Here is a 24661-nt window from a genome sequence, read left to right on the forward strand (position 1 = left end):
GCCGCCGACACCTCGCATTCACACAAGGACAATTGCGAATGGGCAAGCTCACTACCCACGTGCTCGACACCGCGAACGGCCGTCCCGGCGCAGGCATCAAGGTCGAACTCTTCGCGCTCGCGGGCGACTCGCGCCGCGCGCTCAAAACCACCGTCACCAATCACGACGGCCGCTGCGACGAGCCGCTGCTCGAAGGCGACGCGCTCGTCGCGGGCGAGTACGAACTCGTGTTCGGCGCGGGCGACTACTTCGCGTCGCTCGGCACGAAGGTGCCGGAACCACGCTTCGTCGATCGCGTCGTGCTGCGCTTCGGCGTCGCCGATGCCGACGCGCACTATCACGTGCCGCTGCTGGTGTCGCCGTTTTCGTACAGCACGTATCGGGGCAGCTAGCCCTGCTGGATGCGAGCCGCGTCCGAACCGGCACGAACAGACCTGGACAGGCACAACGCCCCGCGATACCCATAACAACCCGCGCTGCGTCTTCTATCCGCAGTCGGCGCGATGACCGACGACGTCGAACGTCATCGCGCACGCAACGAATCAGAAGTGGAGGAGTTTCATGGAAGGCTTTATCACCGACTGGTTGAACCTCGCGATTCGCTGGTTCCACGTCATCGCCGCCATTGCATGGATCGGCGAATCGTTTTATTTCGTCGCACTCGACAATAGCCTGAAGCCGCCGACCGATCCGAACCAGCGCCGTCGCGGCGTGTTCGGCGAGCTGTGGCACGTGCACGGCGGCGGCTTCTACAACATGCAGAAGTACACGGTCGCGCCGCCCGAAATGCCCGAAGACCTGCACTGGTCGAAATGGCCGTCGTACACGACGTGGCTGTCGGGCTTCGGTCTCTTTACCGTGCTGTATCTGTTCTCGCCGAGCACCTACCTGATCGACAGGAACGTGCTCGACATGGGGCCGGTGGTCGCCGTCGCCTCGGCGATCGGCTTCCTCGCGGCCGGCTGGATCGTCTACGACTCGCTGTGCCGCGTTCTCGGCACACGCGACAAACTTCTCGGCATCTGCGTCGGCGTTTATGTGCTGATCGCGGCGTATCTCGCCTGCCATATCTTCGCGGGCCGCGCAGCGTATCTGATCATGGGCGCGATGCTCGCGACGATCATGTCGGCCAACGTGTTCTTCGTGATCATTCCGGGCCAGCGCAAGATGGTCGACGCGATGCTGAAGGGCGACACGCCGAACCCGATCTACGGTAAGCGCGGCAAGCAACGCTCGGTGCACAACACGTATTTCACGCTGCCGGTCGTGTTCGCGATGCTGTCGAACCACTACGCGATGACCTACACGCATCCGTACAACTGGGCGGTGCTCGTCGTCATCATGCTGGCCGGCGCGCTGATCCGTCAGTTCTTCGTGATGCGCCATCGCGGCCAGGTGTTGTGGTATCTGCCGCTCGTCGGCGTCGCGCTGATGTGCACGGCACTCGTGTGGACCATGCCGCGTCCGGTGGTGCCGCAGGCGCAGGCCGCCAACGCGCCGACGCTGAAGGTCGCCGACATCGCGCCGGTGCTGCAGCAGCGCTGCGTGGCCTGCCACTCCGCGCATCCGACGATGATGGGCAGCGCGCCCGCCGGCGTGCTGATGGATACGCCCGACGAAATTTCGCAGAACGCGCAGCGCATTTACCAGCAGGCGGTCACGTTGAAGGCGATGCCGCTCGGCAACGTCACGCATATGACCGACGACGAGCGGATGAAGATCGCCGCGTGGTTCGAAGACGGCGCGGCGAAGTAAGGACGTCTGTCCGGATCACGGAGCCGGTGCCGAGGCAGAGGCTGGAGTGCGAAGCGGGCTTGTCGCGGGAGCGGCAAGCCCGTTGTTGTTTGGGAAGGTGACGTGTGCGGTCAGCGAGATCGATAATCGGAGTTTGTCGCCCTTGGGCTACAAAAATCGCCAAAGAATATAAAATGTAGCCCTAGAGACACAAATGCGAATAACTTTGTTGTGTCTCTTGGGCTACAATAAATGTCAAATACGTTGAATTTGACGCCCTGAGGCTACAAATGACCAACCTCGCCGATGTCTCGGACATGCTGAAAGCCGTGCGACGGGACAGCAAACTATCGCAGGAAGAACTTGGGCGCCGCGCGGGCGTGGCCCGCACGACCGTCGCGCGGATGGAAACGCTCGCCAGGAACGATATGAGCGTGTCCGTGCTCGTGCGCCTGCTCGAGGCTGCCGGTTACGACCTCAAGTTCGTCGCGCATGGACATGGCCGCACGCTGGAAGACATCCTCGCTGAACAGCGCAACCCGGACGCGCAGCCATGAAGCTCGACGTTCAGGTGCTAGGCAAGAAGGTTGCCACGCTGTTTCGCGAGCGCGACGACTATGTCCTCAAATATCACGGCGATGCGAGCGCGGCCGACTTCGTCAGCCTGACGATGCCGGTGCGCGAAGAGCCTTGGCGCTGGCCACGCGACCTGCATCCGTTTTTCCGGCAGAACCTGCCCGAAGGCTATCTGCTGAATCTGATCCGCGAGCAATTCGGGCCCTTGCTCGACGGAACCGACCTGTCACTGCTCGCCGTCGTGGGCTCGATGGGGATCGGCCGGGTCACCGTGACGCCCGAAGGCGTGGCGCCAGGCACCGAACTCCAGGCGCTCGACGTCCAGCACATCCTGCACGGCGACAACACCGCCGAACATTTCGCGCAACTCGTACGTGAATACGCGCGAGCGGCCATTTCGGGCGTCGTGCCGAAGTTCATCGCGCCGCAGGCGCAGTCTGCCGCATCGACACCGTTGCAGCTCGGTAAGCCGACGATTCGAACGAGCCGCCACATCGTCAAAGGTTCGGACGACAACACGCCCTTTCTCGGTTTCAACGAGTTCCATTCGATGCGGGTGCTGGAGCGGCTGGGGGTGGCGCACGTTGCGCGCACGCGGATGTCGGACGATGGCAGGGCGCTCGTCGTCGAGCGCTTCGATGTCGACGCGCAGGGACTGCCGGCGTATGGCGTCGAAGACTTGTGCGGTCTGCTCGGCTTGCCACCGCACGAAAAATACAATTCGACGAGCGAGAAAATGCTCACCGCGGCAAGAGCGTATCTGCTCGATCGCGACACCATGCGGATGCAACTCCAGCAGCTCGGCTGGCATTTGCTGACGAACTACGTCGTGCGCAATGCGGACTGCCACACCAAGAACGTCGCACTGTTCTATACCTCGGTCGACGATGTCGCGTTCACGCCCGTCTACGATGTCGTGACGACCCAGGCTTATCCGCGCTTCGCAGCCAATCCGCCCGGGCTGCCTGTTGACGGCCGCAAAACCTGGGCAGCCGGTAAAACGCTGGAACGATTTTTCAACACGCGCATGGGCATCGCCCCGCGGCAATATGCGCAGATGGTTGAAGCGCTGTGCGACTCCGCCGTCGACGTCGGCCACGAGTTGATCGAAGCAGCGCGCAACGAACCGCAGTGGCGTGCGGTCGCCAAGCAGATGCTGCATGCATGGGACGACGGCATGACATCGCTGCGCTCGCCGAAGAAAAGCCTGCAATTCAGGGGGCTCAAGCCGGCCATCGAAGCAGCGGGATTTTCGGCGCCGGAGCCGCCCGAACGGTCAAGGGAAGTCATCGGGCATTCGCCGCTGCTTGGCAGGCGCAAGTGATCGCCATCCATGCAAAAAAGCCCACGACGTAACGCACGTCGCGGGCCTGTTCTTCGAACCACAACGCTGCCGGCGACCCGGCAGCTGCATCGCCATCAAACCGCCACCGCGCTCAGCGCATCTTCCGTGAGCCACAGCGACTCCGCCAGATCCTGCTCGTTCAGATTGAGCCCCTCGCCGCCACGATCGACGACGATAAAGTCGCTCGTCTCGCCCAATGCGATCAGCGGATGGTGCCACACGCCTTTCGCGTAGTTGACGCCCTGCCAGCCAGTGGTGACGAACGCGCGGATCTTCTTCGTGTCGAGTTCGCCCGCGGGCGCGACGACGACCAGATACGGCTTGTCGTTGAGCGGCACGAACGCCTGGCTGCCGAGCGGATGACGCTCGAGCATCTTCACTTCGAACGGCAGCGTGCGCGGCTGGCCACGAAACAGATTGACGAGCGTGCGGCCGTGCTCGTCGGTCACGTCGACCTTCGCGAGGTCGTGATAGCGGATCGTCGTGCCGAGGTTGATCGGAATCTGCTTCGCGCCTTCGAGTTCGATCACGTCGCCGAATGCGGCGAACGCCGCTTTCGTCAGCGGTTCGATGGCGAGCGTTTTCATTCGAGCGTACCCCACAGACGCAGACGCGACACGCCGCCGTCCGGATAGATGTTGAAGCGCACATGCGTAACGGGACCGAGCGCCGCGATCTCGCTCTCGAAGAAATGCTGCTTGTCCATCTGCAGTTTCTGTTCGCCGAGCAGCACCGGCCAGAACATCGCCTGCGTGACGAGCGAGCTGTCGGTCCCGCCCTTCACGTACGCGGCCTGGATCGAGCAGCGATCCGGATAATTGCCCTTGAAGTGCGCGGTGTCGACTTCGATCTTGCGGATCACGCCCGGCTGCGCGAGCGCGATGATCGCCCAGTCGTTGCCCGGCTCGCGACGACGACGCGTTTCCCAGCCGTCGCCCATATTCACGCCGCGACCCGGCATCAGCAGCGTCGAGGCCGCGCCGAAGTGCTGGTTGTTCGCGCCGACCAGATACGCGCCGTTTTCCATCGCCGCGAGATCGAACTGCTCGGTGCGGCTCGCGCCGGCCCAGTCGACCTGCGGCTGACCGTAAACACGCAGACGCGCGATGCCGCCGTCCGGATAGATGTTCACGCGCAGATGCGTGTACGCGCTCGCGTCGCCGACTTCGAGGTAGTGGTGGCTATTGCCCTGCAACGTGGTCGACGGCACGATCTCGGTCCATTGCGTCGCCTGATTCGGCTCGCCATCCGCAACGCGCGCCGCTTCCACCGACGCCGCCGGCGGGAAGTTGCCGGTGAAGTGGCTCGTGTCGAGGTCGAGTCCCTTGATCACGCCGGGCCGCGCGAGCTTGACGATGCACCAGTCGTAGCCGGTCGTGCGCTTGCGGCGCGTTTCCCAGCCGTCCATCCACTTGCCGTTGTCGTCGTACTTGCCAGGAATGAAGACGGCCGGTTCCGGATTCAGCATGCGGTCCTTCGGCGCGAAGAATTCGTCGCTGGCCTCGAGCGCCTGCGCGCCCAGACGCGGGTCCGCCAGGTTCACGTAACGGCGCGTGAATTCCGGTGCGTTGGGGTCGAGAATCGGAAGTGCCATCTTTGTCGTCCTTGAGATCGATTGGTGCGGGAAAAACGTTACGGCTCGCTGCGTGACGCAGTGCGCGTCACGCGCCGATCAGGTCGTCGAGCCGCAAACGTGCAATGCGATAGATCTGATCGAGGCTCGCGCGCAGTTCGTCGGCGCGGCTGTTGTTCACGCGCGATTCGAAGTTCGCGATGATGCCGTGGCGGTCGTAGCCGCGTACCGCGAGAACGAACGGAAAACCGAATTTCTCGCGATACGCTTGATTGAGCGCATGCAGCTTGTCGAACTCTTCCTGCGTGCATTGCGCGAGACCCGCGCCGCTTTGCTCGCGCGTCGACTCGGCGGTCAGCTCGCCGCGCACCGCGGCCTTGCCGGCCAGCTCCGGGTGCGCGTTGATCAGCGCGAGCTGCTTGTCCTCGCCAGACGTTTCGACGATCTGCGCCATCCTGCGATGCAGCTCGTCGATGCTCGCGAACGGACGCTCTCGCGCCGCGACTTCGGCGACCCACGGCGAGTGCTCGAAGATGCCCGACAGCGCCGCGACGAACGCGTCGGTCGAGATCCTGTTGAGTTGGTCCAGGGTGTATTGCATCGCCTTCATGCCGCAGCCTCGCGGTTGTCTTGCTGGTAAGGATGAGTTTCATGCCAGTGCCGCGCGATATCGACGCGCCGCGACACCCATACGCGATCGTGTTGTTCGATGTGATCGAGAAAGCGCTGCAGCGCCCGGAAACGCCCCGGCCGCCCGAGCAGCCGGCAGTGCATGCCGATCGACAGCATCTTCGGCACTTCGTCGCCCTCTTCGTACAGCACGTCGAATGCGTCGCGCAGGTAGGTGAAGAAGTGGTCCGCGGTGTTGAAGCCTTGCGGGGTGGCGAAGCGCATGTCGTTGGTGTCGAGCGTGTACGGCACGATCAGCTGCGGCACGGTCTTGCCGCCCGCCACCTCGACGTCCATCCAGAACGGCAGGTCGTCGCCGTAGTAATCGGAGTCGTACAGGAAGCCGCCATATTCGGCGACCAGCCGATGGGTATTCGGACTGTCGCGGCCGGTGTACCAGCCGAGCGGCCGCACGCCGGTCACGCGCTCGATCGCCTCCATGCCGAGGCGCATGTGCTGCGCTTCCTGCTCCGGCGACATGTCCTGATAGTGAATCCAGCGATAGCCGTGGCACGCGATCTCATGTCCGAGTTCGACGAACGCCCGCGCAACTTCTGGATGCCGTTCGATCGCCATGCCAACGCCGAACACCGTCAGCGGCAGGTCGCGCCTTTCGAATTCGCGCAGGATGCGCCACACGCCCGCGCGCGAGCCGTATTCGTAGATCGACTCCATGCTCATGTGCCGCGCCGGATATGCCGCCGCGCCCACGATCTCCGACAGGAACTGCTCGGAAGCGGGATCGCCGTGCAGCACGCAGTTTTCGCCGCCCTCTTCGTAATTGAGGACGAATTGCACCGCAACGCGCGCTCGCCCCGGCCAGTTCGGATGCACCGGGTGGCGGCCGTAGCCGATCAGATCGCGTGGGTAGTTCGGGTCGAGTGGCATGGTTTGACGGATGCGTAGTGACGGGACCAGGAATGCGCGTGAACGCGGTTCGAAACCCCTCGGCAACGGTGCGGGGTTCACACGTGTAGCCACGCAACAGGCGGCTTCAGCGGCTGCGGAAACCGCAGCGCCGAGTTGACCCAGTGTAGCGAAAACACCCCGGTGCGCCCATACAGCCGGGCAGATAGTGCGTGTTACAGCGAGTGTATGTGCGTGTCCGCCGACTCGGCGTTTACCCGCAGCGGACCGGGGCTGAACGACGCGAGCGCGCCGTCGTAGCGCTTCGCGAGCGGCCGCGCGTAGTCGCCGCGCTTGGCCGTCGCGAGACGCAGCGTCACCAGCGCCTCGGTCCATTTGACGGCCGCCGTCACGCCTTCGATCACCGGCGCGCCGAGCGCATCCTCGATCTCCGCGCACAGTTCGGCCATGCCCGCGCAGCCGAGCACGATCGCGTCCGAGCCGTCCTCGGCGAGCGCGCGCCGGCATTCGTCGAGGATGATGCGGCGCGCCGCCGAGCCCGGCTTGTCGAGATCGAGCACGGCGACGTCGGTCGCACGCACGTTGCGGCAGAAGCGCTTCATGCCGTAGCGCTCGGCCAGATGCCAGGCCATGCCGCAGGTGCGCGCGAGCGTCGTCACGACCGAAAAACCAGGCGCGAGCACGCTCGCCGCGTGCATCGCCGCCTCGGCGATGCCGATCACCGGGCCGCGCGCCAACTCGCGGGCCGCATAGAGACCGGGGTCGCCGAAGCACGCGATCACGTAGCCGTCGCAGCCGTCCAGTTCGCCGGCCGCGACTTCGGCGAGCAGACCGGGCGTGGCGAGCGCTTCGTCGTAATAGCCCTCGATCGACGGCGGCCCCATCGTCGGATTGACGGCGATCACGTCGGTGCCGGGCGCGGCGACGTCGCGCGCGCAGCGCCCCATCGCCTCGGTCATGCGGCGCGTCGTGTTCGGATTGATCAGTTTGATACGCATGGCGACTCCTGTTCGACTCGTTATTGCAGCGGCGAAAGCCCGTGAAACTCAGCGTGCGAGCATCCGGTAAAACAGCGCGCCGAGTCCCGCGCCGATGAACCACGAGAAATTCGCGCAGCCGTCCAGCCCCGGCACCATCACGCAGATCACCGCGATCAGCGCGGCCGGCAGCAACGCGGCCACCGCGCGATAGTTGACGCCGTTGCGATACCAGTACGAGCCGCTCGGCGCGACCGTGTACAGATCGTGGAGCACGATCTTCTGACGCTTGACGAGGTAGAAGTCGACGATCAGGACGCCGTACAAAGGTCCGATGAAGCTGCCGAGCACATCGAGCGTGTAGTGGATCACGGCCGGATTGTTGAACAGGTTCCACGGCGTGATGAACACCGACGCGACCGCCGCGAGCATGCCGCCCGCGCGCCAGCTGATCAGACGCGGTGCAACGTTCGAGAAGTCGAAGGCCGGCGACACGAAGTTCGCGACGATGTTGATGCCGATCGTCGCGATCGTGAAGGTTAGCGCGCCGAGAATCACGGCCATCGGATAGTCGATGCGGCCCACCGTCTCGACCGGGTCCGTGATCAGTTCGCCGAACACCGGCAGCGTGGCCGCGGTCGTGATCACCGTGACGAGCGAGAACGCGAGGAAGTTGACCGGCAGGCCCCAGAAGTTGCCGCGCTTGACGCTGCGAAAGCTCCTGCCGTAGCGCGAGAAGTCACCGAAATTGAGCATCGGTCCGGAGAAGTACGACACCACCAGCGAGATCGCCGTGATCATTACCGGTACCACTTCCATGCCGTGATATTTGACGCCGCCGAGGTTGATGCCGATGTTGCGCCAACCCGCGCGATACACCATGTAGCCGGCGAGAATGAACATCACGACGTAGACGGCTGGCCCGGCGAAGTCGATGAACTTCTTGATGGTCTCCATGCCGTGCCAGAACACCAGCGCCTGCAGTACCCACAGCAGCATGAAGCCCGCCCAGCCGAGCGTCGACAGACCGAGCAGGCCATGCCGATGCACATCCGCATACGGCAGCAGTTGCGGCACGAACTTCAGCACGACGATCACGAGCGCGCTCGACGCGAGATAGGTCTGGATGCCATACCACGCGACCGCGATCAGGCCGCGGATCACTGCGGGGACATTCGCACCGAGCACGCCGAAGGTCGCGCGGCACGCGACCGGATACGGCACGCCGTTCAGCTGGCTCGGCTTCGCGATCAGGTTACACAGCACGTTCACGAGCGTGATGCCGATCAGCAGCGACACCAGCACCTGCCAGCTCGTCAGGCCGAGCGCGAACAGACTCCCCGCGAATACATAGCCACCCACGCTATGCACGTCCGACATCCAGAACGCGAAGATGTTGTACGCGCTCCAGTTCTGCGCGCGCAGCGGCGCGAGGTCCTCGTTGTAGAGCCGCTCGCTGTAGCCGGCCGGCATCGACGGATCGGTTTGAGCCGCGCCGTCCGGATAGTTGGAGATGGGGTGACCGCCTGGCGCTGCACTGAACTGAGCCATGATTCCTCCTTTGGATAGGGACCGTCGAAAGAGCATCGACGGACATTGCATCGGCCATGCCAGTTGCTCGCTTCTCGTCCCGCGTGGGTCGAAGAAGTCGGCGTCGTGGTCCCGGACCGTGCCGCGCGTGTCTCCGTACTGACGTACTTGTGGTTGTCGCATCGCCAGCCGCCGCGGCTTTCCGGCGATGCGTCGCTACCCGAGCTCCGTCGTCTCGCGACGGACGTGCGTGTTCAGGCCGGCGGCGCTCACGCGAGGCCGCCTGGCCGTGCATCTATCGGTTCAGTTCAATTCAGTGCGGCGCGCACCACGAACGGGCGCTCGCCTGCTGCTTGCCTCAGCCTGGGGTGGAGTCGGCTTCGGCTCTTTACGTGGACGTTTCTTTCGGCGCGAGCGCACCGAATACTTCATGCAGATCCGCTGCCCCGCGCGCGGGGCGCTCCAGCATCTTCAACTCGACGCTTTGCAGATGGCGCGACATCAGCGCGGCCGCCTGCTTCGCATCGCCGGCGTCGAGCGCGGCGAGAATCGCTTCGTGGTCCTCGAACGAGCATGGGCTGCGTCCTAGCGATTCGTACAGCGCGGAAATCAGCGTGGAACGCGCGACCAGCCCGTTCAGGCAATCGCACAACACTGAGTTGCCGGTCAGGTTCGCGAGTTCCGTGTGAAACTCGCCCGACAAGCGGATCCATGCCGGAAAATCCCGCGTTTCGAATGCCTTGCGTTCCCGGCCGATCATGCCGCCGATGTTCTTCAGACGCCGCATGCCGTGTCCGCTACAGATCTTTTCGACGACGGCCAGCTCGATGATGCGGCGCATTTCGAACACCTCGTGCACCTCCTGCAACGACGGACTCGCGACGAACGCGCCACGATTCGGCTCGAGATCGACGAGGCGCTCACTCGCCAGCTGCGACAGCGCCTGGCGGATGGGACCGCGCTTCACACCGAATACTTCGCATAGCTGAGCTTCGGTGAGTTTCGCGCCGGGTGCCAGCCGGTGCTCGAGGATCGCCGCGCGGATGCGCTCGGCGATTGCTTCGGGCTTCGAACTGTTCGCGACGGATTCGGTGTCGGACATGATTGGCGTCTCGGTATGTTGGTCATCATAGGACGGACACAAATATTGTCAACAATTTTTGCGTCGATTTTCGACAGTTTTTGTGCTGCGTTGCGTCAGCAGAAGCCCTGTGACCCAAGCTGCGCGGCTGTCTGGCGGGAATCTTACTCGGTTTTGACAATGCCAAGATGAGTACTGGCAGCCAGTTTTTGTCAACAAAAACTGCCAACATTGGCGATGGGTGTGGGAGGTGGTGAGTGTGGAAATGCTGACAGTTAGTTGCGTTACTGACGCAAAAAAAAGCGGGCGATCCGCCCGCCTCCGCCCCGCCCACGACGGCTTCAGCCAATGCTCGGATAGCCCGACGCCGTCAGCCTGAAGCCATGCGCATTGGCGACCAGATGCGCGGCCGCGCCGACAGGCAGCGTCACCATGTTATGAACGTGCCCGAACTGCAGCCCCGTCACGACAGGAATGCCGATCAGCGAGCGCACTTGCTCGATCATCGCGTGCAGGTCGTAGCCGTTGTCGTAGTCGTACGGCTTGCCGCCCGAGAAATCACCGAGCACGAGCGCCTTCTGCTGCGCGAGGATGCCGGCCAGATGCAGTTGATAGATCATCCGCTCGATGCGGAACGGCTGCTCGTTGACGTCCTCGACGAACAGGATGCCGCCCTGCACCGGCGGCATGTACGGCGTGCCGACAAGCGACGCCACCACCGCCAGATTGCCGCCCCACAGCGTGCCCGTTACGTCGACGCTCTGCGCTTGCGGCGTGTCGCTCGCGACCGTGATGGTCGGCTGCGTCAACGCCGACCAGAAATGCCGCATCGTGAATTCGCTGAGCTGCTCGGCGCCGAAATCACTCATCAGCATCGGGCCGCCGAAGGTCTTCAAGCCGGCGCGCGCGAGCAGCGCCAGTTGGATCGCGGTGAAGTCGCTGTGACCGACCAGCGCTATCGGCTGATCGGCGAGCCGCCGCTGCAGCCCCTCGTAGTCGAGACCGTGCAGAATCCGCACCGCGCCGTAGCCGCCGCGCACGGCCAACACGACATCGGGCAGCTCACGCGATGGATCGGCGAGCCGGTTCAGATCGGCCGCGCGCTCGCCGTCGGTGCCCGCGAAGCGCTGGTAGCGGCGCTTCGCGGCCTCCTCGCCGTCGACTCGATGCCCCTGCGCACGCAGCCGATGCAGCGCGCGATGTAGCACCTCGGGATCATGCGGATAGCCGGATGGCGCAATCAGTTCGATGGTGCGAGATGCGGTCATGGCGAGACCCGTTGGGCGTTGTTGTTTTAGAGCGGCGTGGTTGGGGGCGGTTCGCTGCTGGAGGGTGTGGCGGTGTCAACGGCCGCTTCAGCCGTTTCGCCGCGCGCCGCCGCGCGGGCTGCGCGACTCGTCCGACGCCGCTCGGCAAAAAACGACCTGAGCGCGGCACCGCATTCGGCTTCGAGGACGCCGCCGCTGACCGTCGTGTGATGGTTCAGCTGAGGATTCGCGAACGCATCGGCCACGCTGCCGCACGCGCCGGTTTTTGGATCGCGCGCGCCGAACACGACACGGGCGATGCGCGCGTGCATGATCGCGCCGGCGCACATCAGGCAAGGCTCGAGCGTCACATAGAGTTCGCAACCCGGCAGACGGTAGTTTTGGAGCGACTGCGCGGCTGCGCGCAGCGCGACCATTTCGGCGTGCGCGGACGGGTCATGCGCGCCGATCGGATGATTGAAGCCCGTGGCGATGACTTCGTCGCCGCGCACGAGCACCGCGCCGACCGGTACTTCGCCGGCTGCGCGCGCTCCTTCGGCGGCGGCCTGAGCGAGCGCCATGAAGCGCAGGTCGCGTTCGGAAATGATGGGAGCGTCGGAATTTCCGGGAGGGATGGCGGCAGCGGCCATCGGGTGATCAGCCGCCGGTGCGAAGACCGCGCCGATGCAAGCGCCAACGGATTTCTCACCGGCCTCGGCTTGCGCAGAAGAGCCGATCGAGGCGGCACACGGGAGCGGCTCGTTCACTGCGAACCCGCGGTGGCCACATCGACATTGCCCACGCGCTCAGAGAGACGCTCCGCGATGCGGCGGCAATATTCGCGCGGCAGGACCATCGGGCCGCCGCGCAGCGATTCGAGCGCCATATCGAGCGCGAGCATGCGCGCCTGGAGACGGCAACGGGTCGGCTGATCGCTCACGGCATTCAGCTCCGTTTGCAGATCGCGCAACGCGCGAAGCTGCTCGACGGCGGGCGGCACGAAGCCCGCATTTTTCAGAATCCGGTTGGCGACGCGCACCTCTTCCGGCACCAACGCATCGTCGTCGAGGGCCAGCGGCGCGCCCGCACCCGGCAAGTCGTCGAACTCTCCGCGCGCGGCGGCGGCGGCAATACGCTGTTCGACAAGCGCATCAAGCAATTTCATCTGCAATCCACAACGTTGCGGCCCGAGCATTCTATCAGGGAGCGCACGGGCGCTCCGTGCTCACTTGACGGCATAAAGGCGCCGATTTGCCGGCAACCCGGCATTTGACGGTGCTTCAGCGTGGACTTAGAGTAAGTCATCAAGTCGCACAACGCGCGCGGCGCTTAACCGGCGCGGCACGCAGAGGTTCCCTCTCGTCGAATTTGACGCCGCCATGCCATACAAACCGATCGGCCGTCCCAGTGCTCTTCCCGTCCAAGCGTCTCGGCGGATCGGCGTGCGTAGCGCGCTGGCGGCGATTACCGCGGCCGTACTGCTTTCCGGCTGCGGCGTTTTTTGCGGTGGCGCCGCGGCGAGCGGCGGCGCCTATGCCGGGGGCTGCGGGACGAGCGTGCGGTTCTAGCCGGCGCCTCGCAAAACAGCCGCGAATTCGTTACCGAGGTGGCCTACGCCTCCTCCCTCAGCTCGGCCCCACCAACGGCCAACGCCCGAGGACGATATGTCTGGTCCGTCCCAGCAGGCTGTGCATCAGCGCAAACTCGCGCACATTCCAGCACGCCGCCTCGGCCGTATGGCGCTCGATCCACTGCATCCCGTACGCCAGCGTCACGTGCGGCGTAAAACGTGCGTCGGGCTCGATGCCGTCGTCGCGCAAGCCCGCTTCGAGCGCATCGTGAAGCGCCTGCAGTCCGTGCACACCGTGCTCGCCCACCAGCACCGCCGGCCCGAGCCGCGGCCTTTTCGCGAAGCTGGCGACCGCGTCGAATTCGACCGTAAATGGCGCCATGCTGACCGCCGCGGCCGCCCGTTTCGCCGCCTCGACCACATCCGCCGGCAAGCCGCCCGCGAAATTGCCGAGATGCCTGAGCGTGACGTGCAAGCGGTTCGCCGCGAGCGGTTTGCCGCGCACGCCGCTGCGCACGCGTGCCTCCACACAAAGCTGCTGCGCGAACTTAGCGATACCGGCCGCGGTATTGGCGTCGGGATAGACCGCGAAAAAGAGCCCGTCGGTGGGCGGGGGCGGCGCCTCGAGCCCGGGCAACCACAGTTGTTCAGGCATCGCGCCTCGTTCCTTCGCTGATTCTTTCCGTCGATCCGCACACCGCCGCACAAGCGGCCCATTGCAGTCATGATACTGTATATTCATACAGTATGACAGGCCGTGTGCAACTGCGACCCGCTACAGATCGGCCGGCTTGCCGATGCGTTTGTACCAAAGCTCGATAAACGACTCGGCCGCCGGCGACAGCGAATGTTCGGCGCGTCGGATCAGATTCACGTCGCGTGTGACGAGCGGCGCCTCGAGCCTGCGCGCGACCAGATCGCGATGTGGAAACGACCCGAGCAGAATGCCCGGAAAAATCGCGATGCCGAGACCGGCCTGCACCATCGAAAGCCCGGTCGTCATATAGGACACTTCGTACTCGACCGCCTTGCGCATGCCGAGCGTGAACAACGTTTCGTCGATCAACTTGCGGATGCCGCTCGTCGACTTGATGCCGAGCCACGGATACTGCAGCGCATCCTTCCAGCTCACACGCCGCTTTTTCGCGAGTGCCGAATCCTTGCGGCAAATCGCGCACAAGTTGTCGCGCGCGAGGCATTGCAGCGTGATGCCCTCGGGGCGCTCGCTGATCGTGCCGATGCCAAACTCGACGTCGCCCGTTAGCGTCGACGCGGTCAGGCGATCGGGCGCGGCGTCGTCGACCGAGACCTCGATATTCGGGTACAGCGCGCGATATTCGGCGAGCAGTTTCGGCACGATCGCCGCCGCGATCGACGGCGTCGCCGCGAAGCGCAGCCGACCGCGCTCGCGCCCGGCCAGCTCCTTCACGCTCGACTGGATCGACTCGAGATCACGCAGCATCCGCTCGACGGTCGGCAGGATTTCATGCGCGGCCGCGGTCGGCCGCAACGAGCGCGACGTGCGGTCGAACAGCCGCAGGCCGAGCGCCTCCTCCATTTGCCGGATCAATACGCTGACCGCGGGCTGGGTGATGAACATCTCGTCGGCCGCGCGCGTCAGCACGCCGAAACGGCAGACGAGCGCGAATGCGCGCAACTGTTTGATGGTTGGGGTCATGGAAGCGCAATCATAAAGTTACTTTATGGGACCATTGATTTTGTTCGATTGTTTTCATTCGGACAGTACCCTACATTGCTCTCCTACGCAGCGCGCAGCCGTTCAAAAAACGACAGGAGACAGTCGTGACAGCAATCGATTCGCGCAAACGCTTGATCGGCGCAATTGCGTCGACGCTCGGCAATGTGCTCGAGTGGTACGACTTCGTCGTGTTCGGGTTTCTGTCGATCACCATCGCGAAGCAGTTCTTCCCCAGCCACAGCGAGTACGCCGCGCTGATGCTCACCACGGCGACGTTCGGCGCGGGCTTCGTCGTGCGGCCGCTCGGCGGGATTCTGCTGGGCATGTACGCGGACCGCAAAGGCCGCAAGGCAGGCCTCACGCTCGTCATCGCGATGATGACGGTGGCCGCCGCGATGATCGCGCTCACCCCCGGCTTCCAGCAGATCGGCCTGATCGCGCCGGCGATCGTGCTGTGCGCGCGTCTGTTGCAGGGCATTTCGGCCGGCGGCGAATTCGGCACCGCGACCGCGATGTTGATCGAATATGCACCGACAGCGCGCCGCAATCTGTATGGCAGCTGGCAGATGTTCGCGCAGGCCCTGGGCGCGTTGCTCGCGGTCGCGATGGGCAGCGCGCTCACGCATCTGTTCACGCATGAGGCGCTCGAGTCGTGGGCATGGCGCATTCCGTTCCTGCTTGGTCTGCTGATCGGCCCGGTCGGCTTCTATATCCGCCGCAACGTGCCCGAAACCGAGGCGTTCCAGAAGCTCGGCGCGCGTGTGAAGGTACCGTTCTCGCGCGTCGTGATGCACTATCCGCGCGAGTTGTTCGTCGCGACCGCGCTGTCGGCCGCGCTCAACGTGATGGCCTACGTGATCATCACGTATCTGCCGATTTACGCGGTGCAGAACCTGCATATGCCGGTGACGCTGCCGTTTTCCGTGCTGCTCGCGAGCGTGCTGCTGCGCGTGGTGACGATTCCTCTATTCGGTCATCTCGCGGATCGCATCGGCGGCGAGCGCATGATTCGCGTCGCGCTCGCACTGTTTCTCGTCGTGCTATACCCCGCTTACTACTGGATCGTCAACGCGCCGTCGTTCGCGTCGATCATGTCCGTCGAACTCGGCTTCGCGCTGCTGATCAGCGCGTCGAACGCGCCGATTCCGACCGCGCTCGCCGGCCTGTTCCCGACCGAAGTCCGCTCGACCGGCCTCGCGATCTCGTACAACATCGGCGCGGCCGTTTTCGGCGGCTTCTCGCCGATGGTGCTGACGTGGCTGCTGCACGTGACTGGCAACAACATGATGCCTGCGCATTTCTGCGCGGTGTTCTTCGCGCTCGGCCTGATCGGCGCGTTCATGCTGAAACGCCGCGCCGCGCCGGTGAACGAGTTCGCCACCCAGTAGCCCGCTCATCCCCGTTTTCCTCTCACCCGCACTTTCTCCGGGAGATCCCGCATGCCTGTCATTGACGTTCATACGCACATCTTCACGCACAAATGGCTCGAACTGCTGCGGCAGCGCGGCGGTGCGTACAACATTCAGACGCGCCCCGACGGTCAGCAGGAAGTGTTTCGCGGCAACACACCGGTCGTGATTCCGCAAAAAGGCCACTTCGATTTCGACATGCGGATCCGTCAGATGGATGAATCGGGCATCGATATTTCGGTCGTGTCGCTGACCTGCCCGAACGTGTACTGGGGCGATCAGGCAACCAGTTGCCTCGCCGCGCGCGAATCGAACGACACGATCGCCGAAGCACAGGCCAAATATCCCGGCCGCATCCGCTGGTTCACGTCGCTGCCGTGGGAATATCCGGAAGCGGCGCTCGAAGAACTGCGCCGCACCTGCGAGAACGGCGCGAGCGGCGTGATGGTGCTCGCGAACATCGCGGGACTCAGCCTCACCGATCCAATGTTCGCGCCGATCTGGGCCGAGATCGACCGTCGCGCGTTGCCGGTGCTCGTGCATCCGACCGATCCGCCCGGCGTCGATCTGATGGACATGACGAAGTTCGATCTGAGCTGGGCGGTCGGTTTCATGTTCGACACGACGCTCGCCATCACGCGCATGATCTTCGAAGGCTTCTTCGATCAGTATCCGGATCTGAAGCTCATCGCGTCACATGCGGGCGGCGCGTTGCCTTATCTGGCGGGCCGCTTCGAGAAAGGCAACGAGGTCGAGATCCCGCAACGTCGCAAGATGAAGCGCAAGCCGATCGATTATCTGCGCCATATCTACTACGACTGCATCACGTATAGCCCGGCGTCGTTCGAATTTCTCGTCTCGGTGGTCGGCGCGGATCGCGTGATGTTCGGGACCGACTGGCCGCATCAGGTGTACGACATTCGCGGCGCGTTCGCCAACACCGCGCGTCTGCCGAAGGAGCAATGCGACGCGATCCGCGGCAACAACGCGCTGCGGGTCTTCGGGTTCTGACGCGAGTCGCGGCGGCAGCGAGGACCTGATGCGCCGGGATACGCTGGCAATTCTGTTCTCGCAACGACACCTCGCCCTTGCGCCGCGCGCGACGACTACCGCGGCGCTCGCGCGATCAGATCGTCGAGCAGCGCCGCGTAGGTGGCGACCAGCTGACGGTTATCTGGCAGGTAGCGGGCGATCTCCGTGCGCTGCTTCCGCGATACCACGACGTATGCGCGTCGTGGCAATCTGTCGCTTCGATAGCCCTACGCGCCCCTCTTCAACGTCGTTGTCCCGATAGTAGTAACCGAGGTCCGCGCACAGATGCGCGTTGTGCACCAGCGGATAGCCCTGCCAGCGCACTTCCAGGTAGAAGTAATTGAGCGGGTTTTCCAGTTGATGCGAAATCACGATGTCCGTGTTCTGAGCCAGAAACACGGGCGTTTCGTGTCGTCCGAGAACCCGCTCCGTTTAAAAAGCCAGCAAGACCGAGCATCTGAAGCCGATTCGATACCGTCGTCGATACCGTGAGCGAACCCCTGCGCGGGCGCCCACGTACACCGCCAGAAACACCGTGAGACTCATTCCAGAGCGGAGCCTTGCAAAATTGGGATGACAGTCGGAGTAGGATACTGGCCTTTTGAGCCAAAGTTCGGCGATCTCCTCAGGGGTGCCGAACCCGTCATCTCGCACCGATGCCACTCGACTACCCTACCCTCGATGCGCTGCGCACGCGCCATCCCGCTTGGCGCCTGTTACGCTCCGACCACGCGCCGCTCGCTGTCAGCTTCCTGCACCGCGTGTTCGTCGCGCCAAACGTGCGCGTGGTGGCGGCTCCGCTTCTTGCCGAAGCACTCGAAGATGAGCTTTACGCGTTGCGCGAACAACTCGGCGATGACGCCTTCCCGAAGCCGGCGCTCGAGTATCTGAACGACTGGGCCAGCCCTGAAAAGGGATGGTTGCGCAAGTACTATCGCCAAGGATCCGATGAACCGCAGTTCGACCTGACACCCGCCACGGAGAAAGCGATCGCGTGGCTCGGCACGCTGACGGAACGCAGCTTTGTCGGCACGGAATCGAGGCTCTTGACACTTTTCGAGCTGCTGCGGCAGATGGGCGAAGGCAGCGAGGCGGACCCCGAAAAGCGTCTTGCCGAGCTCCACACGCGGCGCGGCCAGATCGACGAAGAAATCGCCCGCGTGGAGGCCGGTGACGTTCGGCTGCTCGACGATGCCGCGCTCAAGGACCGCTTTCAGCAATTCATGCAGATGGCGCGCGACCTGCTCACGGATTTCCGTGAAGTCGAACAAAACTTTCGGCTGCTGGACCGACATGTGCGCGAGCGAATCGCGCTCTGGGAAGGATCGAAGGGTGCGCTCATCGAGGAAATCATGGGCGAGCGCGACGCGATCGCCGATTCAGACCAGGGCAGCAGCTTCCGGGCGTTTTGGGACTTCCTGATGTCGAGCCGCCGTCAAGAGGAACTCTCGAAACGGCTCGAGCGCGTGCTGGCGCTGCCGGCGGTCATGGAAATGAGGCCCGACGCGCGCACGCGGCGCGTCCACTATGACTGGCTGGAAGCCGGCGAGCATACGCAGCGCACGGTAGCTCAGCTCTCGCAGCAGCTTCGACGCTTCCTCGACGATCAAGCGTGGCTCGAAAACCGCCGCATCATGGACATTCTGCGCGGTATCGAAACGAAAGCGCTTGCGCTGCGCGAAGCACCCCCACCAGGCTCCGTCATGGAGATCGAGACCGCATCCACTGACATCGAGCTGCCGATGGAACGCCCGCTTTACGCGCCGGCGCTGCGCCCTATCATTGCCAACGTCTCAATCGAAACCGGTGAGGCGAACCTCGATGCCTCGGCACTCTACTCGCAGATCGTCGTCGATCGCGCGCGCCTCGCAGGCCATATCCGCCGATGCCTGCAAGATCGGTCGCAAGTGACGCTTGCCGAACTGACCGCTTCGCAGCCTCTCGAGCATGGGCTCGCCGAGCTCGTCGCCTATTTGCAACTGAGCGCCGAAGCTGGATCATTTCGCGCGACGGTCGATGAGACCATTTCCGATACGATCGAGTGGCAGGCGAACGACGCCAACGGAACACCAATCATTAAGCGCACGACGATGCCGCGTGTGATTTTCACAAGGTAGAGATGACGGAAGAACAGCAAGCCTCGTCGCCTGGTCGAGGTGATTTGTCGACAGTTGCCATCGCGCTGCTCAAGGGCGTGGTTTATCGTGATGGAAACGAGCGCCTCTGGGCCGCACTGCTCGAATTGCAGACGCACGCGCGCGACTACGTCGCCGTGCTTGGCCTCGAGCTCGTCGTGGACGAGGCGGAAGGCTACGCCTTCGTAAAAAGCCGCGCCGCGCATGACGCTGAAGTCGATGGGGAACAGGCCAAGCTACCCCGGCTCGTTGCCCGGCGTCCACTCTCGTTCCCCGTGAGCCTGCTGCTCGCGCTGCTGCGAAAGAAGCTGGCGGAATGGGATGCTGGCGGCGGCGACACGCGGCTCGTCCTTGTGCGCGAGGACATCGTCGAGCTCGTACGCGTATTCCTTCCCGCGAGCACCAACGAGGCGCGCCTGGTCGATCAGATCGATACACACGTGAACAAGATCGTCGAGCTCGGCTTCCTACGCCGGATGAAGACCACGAGCGGACCGCCCACATTCGAGGTGCGGCGCATTCTCAAGGCGTTCGTCGATGCGCAATGGCTGCTCGATTTCGACGCGCGGCTCGCGAGCTATCGGGCGCACCACCTTCAAGATTCGACGGTTTCTGACCAACAGGAGAGTCGCGATGAATGAGCCGCGTACGCTCGGCCTCGATTTTGCCGTCGACGACGCCCTGACGGGCTTTCGCCTCGAGCGGCTCGAGGTTTTCAATTGGGGAACCTTCGACCAACGAGTCTGGGTGCTGCGGGTCGATGGCCGCAACGGCCTGCTGACAGGAGACATCGGCTCCGGCAAGTCGACGCTCGTCGACGCCATCACCACCCTCCTCGTGCCCGCGCAGCGCATCGCCTACAACAAGGCGGCAGGCGCGGACAGCAAGGAACGTACGTTACGCTCGTATGTGCTTGGCTACTACAAGTCGGAGCGCAACGAGGTCACGGGGACGGCCAAGCCCGTGAGCCTGCGCGACCATAACAGCTATTCGGTGATTTTGGGCGTGTTTCGTAACGCCGGGTACGATGCCACAGTCACACTCGCGCAGGTGTTCTGGATGAAAGACGCACACGCTCAACCCGCGCGATTCTTCGTCTGTGCCGAACGCGATCTCTCGATCGCCGCTGACTTCTCGCGCTTCGGCACCGACATCGCACAGCTGCGCAAAAAGCTGCGCGGGCTGGGTGCCGAAATCGAGGACACATTTCCGAAATACAGCGCCTGGTTCCGGCGGCGCTTTGGAATCGAAAACGAGCAAGCGCTCGAGCTCTTCCATCAAACGGTATCGATGAAATCGGTGGGCAATCTCACCGACTTCGTACGCAGCCACATGCTTGAGCCGTTCGACGTTGCACCGCGCGTCGACGCACTGATCACTCACTTCGACGATCTGAATCGCGCGCACGAGGCGGTACTGAAAGCCAAGCGCCAGGTGGAACTGCTGACACCGCTCGTCGACGACTGCGATCGCCACAGCGAGCAAGGACACGTTCTCGAAGGCTGGCGAGCGTGCCGTGAAGCACTGAAACCCTACTTCGCCGGGCTCAAGCTCGGCCTCATCGAGCGCCGCCTCCAATTGCTCGACGAGGATCACGCGCGTGCAATATCACGCAAGGCGCGGCACGAAGAAGCGCGCGACCATGCGCGCCAGCGCGTGGACGATTTGCGCCGCGCCGTGGCCGAACAAGGCGGCGATCGCATCGCGCAGCTCGAGGTCGAAATCCGCCAGCACGAGCGAGAAAGCGCGCGTCGCCGCGAACGCGCGCAACGCTATGCCACCATCGTTACGCTGCTCGGCGAAACCGAGGCCACGGATGAGGCCGCATTCGCTTCCCAACGCCAACGTCTGGCCGAGCGGCGCAGCTCGCTCGTCGACGACGAAGCGCAAGAGCAAAATGCGATTACCGAATGGAGCGTGGCCTTTCGCGAAGGGAAAGCGCAGCGTGATCTGCTAGAGGACGAAATCGCGAGCCTGAAAGCTCGACGTAACAACATCCCGAAGGAACAAGTCGCGATGCGGGCGAGCCTATGCTCGGCGCTCGGTCTGGAGGAAGACGCCCTGCCGTTCGCCGGCGAACTCATTCAGGTGCAAGAGGATGCGCGCGATTGGGAGGGCGCCGCCGAGCGCGTCCTGCGCAACTTCGGCCTGTCGCTGCTCGTGCCCGACGAGCACTATGCGAACGTCGCGGCGTGGGTCGATCGCACTCATCTCCGGGGGCGGCTCGTCTACTTTCGCGTGCGCTCTGAACGCGCCGCGCGTGCAGCCGAGGCCATCGAGCTACACCGCCACTCGCTCGCGCACAAGCTCGCGATCAAGCCCGATTCGCTGTTCTATGGCTGGCTCGAGCGCGAAATCGGCCGCCGGTTCGACTATGCATGCTGCGATACGCAGGAGCAGTTTCGGCGCGAGATGCGCGCGATCACGCGTGCGGGCCAGGCGAAAGCGCTTGGCGAGCGCCACGAAAAAGACGACCGCCGCGCGCTTGACGATCGCAGCCGCTACGTGCTGGGTTGGAGCAACACGGCCAAAATTGCCGCCCTCGAAGCACAACGGCGAGCGCTCGAGGTTCGGCTTGGCGAGATCGGACAGAAGCTTGGAGAAGCTCAAAGCGAGCACGCGAAGGTGCGCGAGCAGCTCGAAGCGCTTGCGCGCATCGGCGAGTTCGTCGACTTCCGCGACATCGACTGGGGAAGCTGCGCGACCGCGATCGCACGTCTGGCAGACGAAAAAGCCCGCCTCGAAGCGGCAAGCGACGCCCTCGCGGAGCTAACGGCCCAATTGGACTCGGCGCAAGCGTCGTTGACAGAGAGTGAAGCGGCGATCTCGGAAACCGACTCGGAACTGGGCGGTATCCTGGCCAGGCGGGAGGCAGCGCAAACGTTGCGCGACGAGACGCACGCGCTCGTTGCGGAAGTGAATGCCGAACTTGCCGAGCGAATCGAGGCGCTGCGAGCGGAGATTCTCGGCGAACACCAGCTTTCCGTCGAGTCATGCGACAACCGCGAGCGGGACGTGCGAGAGGCGTTGACAACCCGTATCGACAACGAAACGAAGTCGCTCGGCCGCCTTGCCGAAAAAATCGTCAAGGCCATGGCGGCCTTCAAGGATGCCTACAAGCTCGAAACGGCCGACTTCGATGCGAGCCTCGACGCGACCTCAGAGTACCGTGACATGCTCGCGCGGCTGCAAGCGGACGATCTGCCGCGCTTCGAAGCGCGTTTCAAAGAGCTGCTCAACGTCAATACGATCAACGAGATCGCCAACTTCCACGCCCAGCTCGCCCGCGAACGGCAAACGATCAAGGAACGTATCGAACGCATCAACGAATCGTTGCGACAAATCGACTACAACGCGGGCCGATACATCGTCCTCGAGAGTCAGTCCAGCCCCGACGCGGAGATCCGCGAATTCCAGAGCGACCTGCGTGCTTGCACCGAGGGCGAACTCACCGGCTCGGACGATAGCCAATATTCGGAGACCAAGTTCCTGCAAGTCAAACGGATCATTGACCGCTTCCGCGGCCGCGAAGGGTTGACCGAGCAGGACCGGCGCTGGCGCGCCAAAGTGACCGACGTGCGCAACTGGTTTCTGTTCGCCGCCAGCGAGCGTTGGCGTGAGGACGACAGCGAATACGAGCACTATTCGGACTCGGGCGGTAAATCGGGCGGCCAGAAGGAAAAGCTCGCCTATACGATCCTTGCCGCGAGTCTCGCCTATCAGTTCGGCCTTGAATGGGGCGCCGTGCGTTCTCGATCGTTCCGCTTCGTCGTCATCGACGAGGCGTTTGGACGAGGCTCCGACGAATCGGCGCAATACGGTCTCACATTGTTTCAAAAACTGAACCTGCAACTGCTGATCGTCACGCCACTGCAGAAGATTCACATCATCGAGCCATTCGTTTCGAGCGTCGGATTCGTTCAGAACGAGGGCGGACGCGCCTCGAAGCTGCGCAACCTGTCGATCGAGGAGTACCGCGCGCGCAAGGCGGAGTTCGAGCAATGAATTGGACGACGACCGCCGAACTGCGCGTTCGCCTCCAGCGCCTATGGGAGCGTGGCGAATGGCTGCGGAGCCTCGTAGACGGCACCGAGGGGCTGTTCCCGCTACGTCTAACGATAAAAGGCCCGAGCTCGTCCGAATTGGCCGAACGCTTCGACGCGGTACGCGCATGGATCGCGGAGATTGCCGCGACACCGCGCGTACGCATCGAATGGCGAGAAATCAATCATCGAATTCTCGGCCTGCAGCGTTTGCCACAAGCAGCTTGGGTGGACAGTCTGGACGATGCGCTCGCGGTCGCCGGCAAGCGCCGCGACGCAGCGCAGTTCGAGCGTCTGCTCGAAATCACACGCTCCCGCCAGCCGAAGCTCACCACGTGGCTTGCGCAGCGCCCGTTGCAAGCACTCGAATTCGCAGGCGATTGGGAACGACTGCTGGCAGTCGTCGATTGGCTGCAAGCACATCCGCAGCCGGGCGTATATCTTCGCCAAGCCGAAATCGCCAACGTCGACACGAAATTCATCGAGGCGCGGCGCGGCGTCCTCGCCCAATGGCTCGATCTCGTGCTGCCGTCGGAGTCAATCGACAGCAGCCGGACAGCCGCCGCCCAATTCGCTGCTCGCTACGGGTTCCGCGAGAAGCCGCCTCGGATTCGATTTCGCGCGCTCGATGACAGGCTCGCCGTTCTGCCCGGCATGGGCCGGCCCGACATCGCACTCGACGCTGACAGCTTCGCGCGCCTCACACTGCCATGCCGCCACGTGTTCATTACGGAAAACGAGATAAATTTTTTGGCGTTTCCCGACGTTCCGCAGTCGATCGTGCTCTTCGGGGCGGGCTACGGTTGGGAAGCTCTCGAGCCGGCGCGATGGCTCACGGACTGTGCGCTCCACTACTGGGGCGACATCGACACGCACGGCTTCGCCATTCTCGATCAATTGCGCAGCCGGTTCCCGCATGTTGGATCGTTCTTGATGGACCGCGCGACGCTGGTGGCGCATGAAGCGTTCTGGGGAGAAGAAGGCGATCAGGTCACGCGCGATCTGCCGCGGCTCACTGCCAAAGAGCGGGAACTCTTCGATGACCTCCGCGACAACCGGATTCGCCATGGATTGCGGCTCGAGCAAGAGCGCGTGGGATTCGGGTGGGTCAGGGCGGCGCTCGAAGAGCGGGCTTGCGCTTAAAACTTCCCCATCTCACCGCCACGTACAACTC

23 protein-coding genes are annotated in these 24661 nt (G+C 63.7%); 10 read left to right on the plus strand and 13 right to left on the minus strand.

From position 1 onward, the window contains the following. Nucleotides 1–38 precede the first annotated feature (38 nt). The 4 genes from uraH to OKW29_RS26475 all read left to right on the plus strand — a co-directional run bounded on the left by uraH (nucleotide 39) and on the right by OKW29_RS26475 (nucleotide 3634). Nucleotides 39–392 carry a hydroxyisourate hydrolase gene (gene uraH / locus OKW29_RS26460; protein WP_187618421.1) on the plus strand — a complete coding sequence of 118 codons (354 nt, stop codon included), beginning with the start codon at nucleotides 39–41 and terminating at the stop codon, nucleotides 390–392. Nucleotides 393–561: 169 nt separating this feature from the next. After that, nucleotides 562–1755, plus strand: a complete 1194-nt coding sequence (locus tag OKW29_RS26465) for a urate hydroxylase PuuD (RefSeq protein WP_429293192.1) — start codon at nucleotides 562–564, stop codon at nucleotides 1753–1755. Nucleotides 1756–2024: 269 nt separating this feature from the next. Continuing rightward, a complete protein-coding gene (locus OKW29_RS26470; protein WP_184056811.1) occupies nucleotides 2025–2291 on the plus strand; it encodes a helix-turn-helix domain-containing protein in 267 nt (88 codons plus the stop codon). Next, complete coding sequence (locus OKW29_RS26475; RefSeq protein WP_429293193.1) at nucleotides 2288–3634, plus strand: type II toxin-antitoxin system HipA family toxin; 1347 nt, start codon at nucleotides 2288–2290, stop codon at nucleotides 3632–3634. Before OKW29_RS26470 ends, OKW29_RS26475 begins: the two co-directional genes overlap by 4 nt. Nucleotides 3635–3729: 95 nt before the next feature. Here the strand turns inward: OKW29_RS26475 and OKW29_RS26480 are convergent, their stop codons facing one another. From OKW29_RS26480 to OKW29_RS26535, 12 genes are all read right to left on the minus strand, one after another. Continuing rightward, nucleotides 3730–4242: an ureidoglycolate lyase gene (locus OKW29_RS26480; protein WP_184066077.1), complete on the minus strand. Its 513-nt coding sequence runs from the start codon at nucleotides 4240–4242 to the stop codon at nucleotides 3730–3732. Further along, entirely contained in the window at nucleotides 4239–5249 is a 1011-nt protein-coding gene (gene alc, locus OKW29_RS26485; RefSeq protein ID WP_184056821.1) for an allantoicase, read from the minus strand. The genes OKW29_RS26480 and alc overlap by 4 nt, the downstream gene beginning before the upstream one ends. Nucleotides 5250–5316: 67 nt before the next feature. Continuing rightward, entirely contained in the window at nucleotides 5317–5838 is a 522-nt protein-coding gene (gene uraD, locus OKW29_RS26490) for a 2-oxo-4-hydroxy-4-carboxy-5-ureidoimidazoline decarboxylase (protein ID WP_429293194.1), read from the minus strand. Continuing rightward, nucleotides 5835–6785, minus strand: a complete 951-nt coding sequence (puuE, locus tag OKW29_RS26495) for an allantoinase PuuE (RefSeq protein WP_429293195.1) — start codon at nucleotides 6783–6785, stop codon at nucleotides 5835–5837. Before puuE ends, uraD begins: the two co-directional genes overlap by 4 nt. Nucleotides 6786–6979: 194 nt before the next feature. Continuing rightward, nucleotides 6980–7762 (minus strand): aspartate/glutamate racemase family protein, encoded by a 783-nt coding sequence (locus OKW29_RS26500; protein WP_429293196.1) that lies wholly within the window; start codon nucleotides 7760–7762, stop codon nucleotides 6980–6982. Nucleotides 7763–7810: 48 nt separating this feature from the next. Continuing rightward, entirely contained in the window at nucleotides 7811–9292 is a 1482-nt protein-coding gene (locus OKW29_RS26505; protein ID WP_429293197.1) for an NCS1 family nucleobase:cation symporter-1, read from the minus strand. A 367-nt stretch (nucleotides 9293–9659) separates the two neighbouring features. Then, complete coding sequence (locus OKW29_RS26510) at nucleotides 9660–10373, minus strand: GntR family transcriptional regulator (protein ID WP_429293198.1); 714 nt, start codon at nucleotides 10371–10373, stop codon at nucleotides 9660–9662. A 320-nt stretch (nucleotides 10374–10693) separates the two neighbouring features. Beyond that, complete coding sequence (gene ldcA / locus OKW29_RS26515; protein WP_187630390.1) at nucleotides 10694–11620, minus strand: muramoyltetrapeptide carboxypeptidase; 927 nt, start codon at nucleotides 11618–11620, stop codon at nucleotides 10694–10696. A 26-nt stretch (nucleotides 11621–11646) separates the two neighbouring features. Further along, nucleotides 11647–12366, minus strand: a complete 720-nt coding sequence (tadA, locus tag OKW29_RS26520; RefSeq protein ID WP_429293199.1) for a tRNA adenosine(34) deaminase TadA — start codon at nucleotides 12364–12366, stop codon at nucleotides 11647–11649. Then, entirely contained in the window at nucleotides 12363–12764 is a 402-nt protein-coding gene (locus OKW29_RS26525) for a DnaJ family domain-containing protein (protein WP_429293200.1), read from the minus strand. The genes tadA and OKW29_RS26525 overlap by 4 nt, the downstream gene beginning before the upstream one ends. 460 nt (nucleotides 12765–13224) lie before the next feature. Continuing rightward, on the minus strand, nucleotides 13225–13824 hold the full coding sequence (locus tag OKW29_RS26530; RefSeq protein ID WP_184022659.1) for a 2'-5' RNA ligase family protein: 600 nt from the start codon (nucleotides 13822–13824) through the stop codon (nucleotides 13225–13227). A 120-nt stretch (nucleotides 13825–13944) separates the two neighbouring features. Next, a complete protein-coding gene (locus tag OKW29_RS26535) occupies nucleotides 13945–14847 on the minus strand; it encodes a LysR family transcriptional regulator (protein WP_184066088.1) in 903 nt (300 codons plus the stop codon). 125 nt (nucleotides 14848–14972) lie between these two features. On the opposite strand from OKW29_RS26535, the gene OKW29_RS26540 reads away from it, so the two are divergent. Continuing rightward, the gene (locus OKW29_RS26540) at nucleotides 14973–16256 is read left to right on the plus strand and encodes an MFS transporter (RefSeq protein ID WP_429293201.1); all 1284 of its coding nucleotides are present in this window, start codon (nucleotides 14973–14975) and stop codon (nucleotides 16254–16256) included. A 51-nt stretch (nucleotides 16257–16307) separates the two neighbouring features. After that, a complete protein-coding gene (locus tag OKW29_RS26545; RefSeq protein WP_429293202.1) occupies nucleotides 16308–17288 on the plus strand; it encodes an amidohydrolase family protein in 981 nt (326 codons plus the stop codon). A 159-nt stretch (nucleotides 17289–17447) separates the two neighbouring features. Here OKW29_RS26545 and OKW29_RS26550 read toward each other — a convergent pair whose 3' ends face one another. Further along, nucleotides 17448–17708 carry a DUF2827 family protein gene (locus OKW29_RS26550; RefSeq protein ID WP_429293203.1) on the minus strand — a complete coding sequence of 87 codons (261 nt, stop codon included), beginning with the start codon at nucleotides 17706–17708 and terminating at the stop codon, nucleotides 17448–17450. 257 nt (nucleotides 17709–17965) lie between these two features. Between OKW29_RS26550 and OKW29_RS26555 the strand changes: the two genes are divergently transcribed. The 4 genes from OKW29_RS26555 to OKW29_RS26570 are packed head-to-tail and all read left to right on the plus strand — an operon-like array spanning nucleotide 17966 to nucleotide 24630. Continuing rightward, nucleotides 17966–19426, plus strand: a complete 1461-nt coding sequence (locus OKW29_RS26555; protein WP_429293204.1) for a DUF3375 domain-containing protein — start codon at nucleotides 17966–17968, stop codon at nucleotides 19424–19426. 2 nt (nucleotides 19427–19428) lie between these two features. Beyond that, entirely contained in the window at nucleotides 19429–20085 is a 657-nt protein-coding gene (locus OKW29_RS26560; protein ID WP_429293205.1) for a DUF4194 domain-containing protein, read from the plus strand. After that, nucleotides 20078–23449 carry an ATP-binding protein gene (locus OKW29_RS26565; protein ID WP_429293206.1) on the plus strand — a complete coding sequence of 1124 codons (3372 nt, stop codon included), beginning with the start codon at nucleotides 20078–20080 and terminating at the stop codon, nucleotides 23447–23449. Before OKW29_RS26560 ends, OKW29_RS26565 begins: the two co-directional genes overlap by 8 nt. Next, complete coding sequence (locus OKW29_RS26570; protein ID WP_090800543.1) at nucleotides 23446–24630, plus strand: Wadjet anti-phage system protein JetD domain-containing protein; 1185 nt, start codon at nucleotides 23446–23448, stop codon at nucleotides 24628–24630. The genes OKW29_RS26565 and OKW29_RS26570 overlap by 4 nt, the downstream gene beginning before the upstream one ends. The last annotated feature ends 31 nt before the right edge of the window (nucleotides 24631–24661 follow it).

Source organism: Paraburkholderia sp. CI3, from assembly GCF_050436505.1.
GTDB classification, from domain to species: domain Bacteria; phylum Pseudomonadota; class Gammaproteobacteria; order Burkholderiales; family Burkholderiaceae; genus Paraburkholderia; species Paraburkholderia tuberum.

Coding starts and splice junctions, on each gene's coding strand:
- OKW29_RS26470 (WP_184056811.1), top strand. CDS start 2,025: ATGACCAACCTCGCCGATGTCTCGGACATGCTGAAAGCCGTGCGACGG.
- OKW29_RS26510 (WP_429293198.1), bottom strand. CDS start 10,373: ATGTCCGACACCGAATCCGTCGCGAACAGTTCGAAGCCCGAAGCAATC.
- OKW29_RS26560 (WP_429293205.1), top strand. CDS start 19,429: ATGACGGAAGAACAGCAAGCCTCGTCGCCTGGTCGAGGTGATTTGTCG.
- puuE (WP_429293195.1), bottom strand. CDS start 6,785: ATGCCACTCGACCCGAACTACCCACGCGATCTGATCGGCTACGGCCGC.
- OKW29_RS26570 (WP_090800543.1), top strand. CDS start 23,446: ATGAATTGGACGACGACCGCCGAACTGCGCGTTCGCCTCCAGCGCCTA.
- uraH (WP_187618421.1), top strand. CDS start 39: ATGGGCAAGCTCACTACCCACGTGCTCGACACCGCGAACGGCCGTCCC.
- OKW29_RS26505 (WP_429293197.1), bottom strand. CDS start 9,292: ATGGCTCAGTTCAGTGCAGCGCCAGGCGGTCACCCCATCTCCAACTAT.
- OKW29_RS26565 (WP_429293206.1), top strand. CDS start 20,078: ATGAATGAGCCGCGTACGCTCGGCCTCGATTTTGCCGTCGACGACGCC.
- OKW29_RS26480 (WP_184066077.1), bottom strand. CDS start 4,242: ATGAAAACGCTCGCCATCGAACCGCTGACGAAAGCGGCGTTCGCCGCA.
- OKW29_RS26500 (WP_429293196.1), bottom strand. CDS start 7,762: ATGCGTATCAAACTGATCAATCCGAACACGACGCGCCGCATGACCGAG.
- OKW29_RS26475 (WP_429293193.1), top strand. CDS start 2,288: ATGAAGCTCGACGTTCAGGTGCTAGGCAAGAAGGTTGCCACGCTGTTT.
- OKW29_RS26555 (WP_429293204.1), top strand. CDS start 17,966: ATGCCACTCGACTACCCTACCCTCGATGCGCTGCGCACGCGCCATCCC.
- OKW29_RS26545 (WP_429293202.1), top strand. CDS start 16,308: ATGCCTGTCATTGACGTTCATACGCACATCTTCACGCACAAATGGCTC.
- alc (WP_184056821.1), bottom strand. CDS start 5,249: ATGGCACTTCCGATTCTCGACCCCAACGCACCGGAATTCACGCGCCGT.
- ldcA (WP_187630390.1), bottom strand. CDS start 11,620: ATGACCGCATCTCGCACCATCGAACTGATTGCGCCATCCGGCTATCCG.
- uraD (WP_429293194.1), bottom strand. CDS start 5,838: ATGAAGGCGATGCAATACACCCTGGACCAACTCAACAGGATCTCGACC.
- OKW29_RS26525 (WP_429293200.1), bottom strand. CDS start 12,764: ATGAAATTGCTTGATGCGCTTGTCGAACAGCGTATTGCCGCCGCCGCC.
- OKW29_RS26465 (WP_429293192.1), top strand. CDS start 562: ATGGAAGGCTTTATCACCGACTGGTTGAACCTCGCGATTCGCTGGTTC.
- OKW29_RS26535 (WP_184066088.1), bottom strand. CDS start 14,847: ATGACCCCAACCATCAAACAGTTGCGCGCATTCGCGCTCGTCTGCCGT.
- OKW29_RS26530 (WP_184022659.1), bottom strand. CDS start 13,824: ATGCCTGAACAACTGTGGTTGCCCGGGCTCGAGGCGCCGCCCCCGCCC.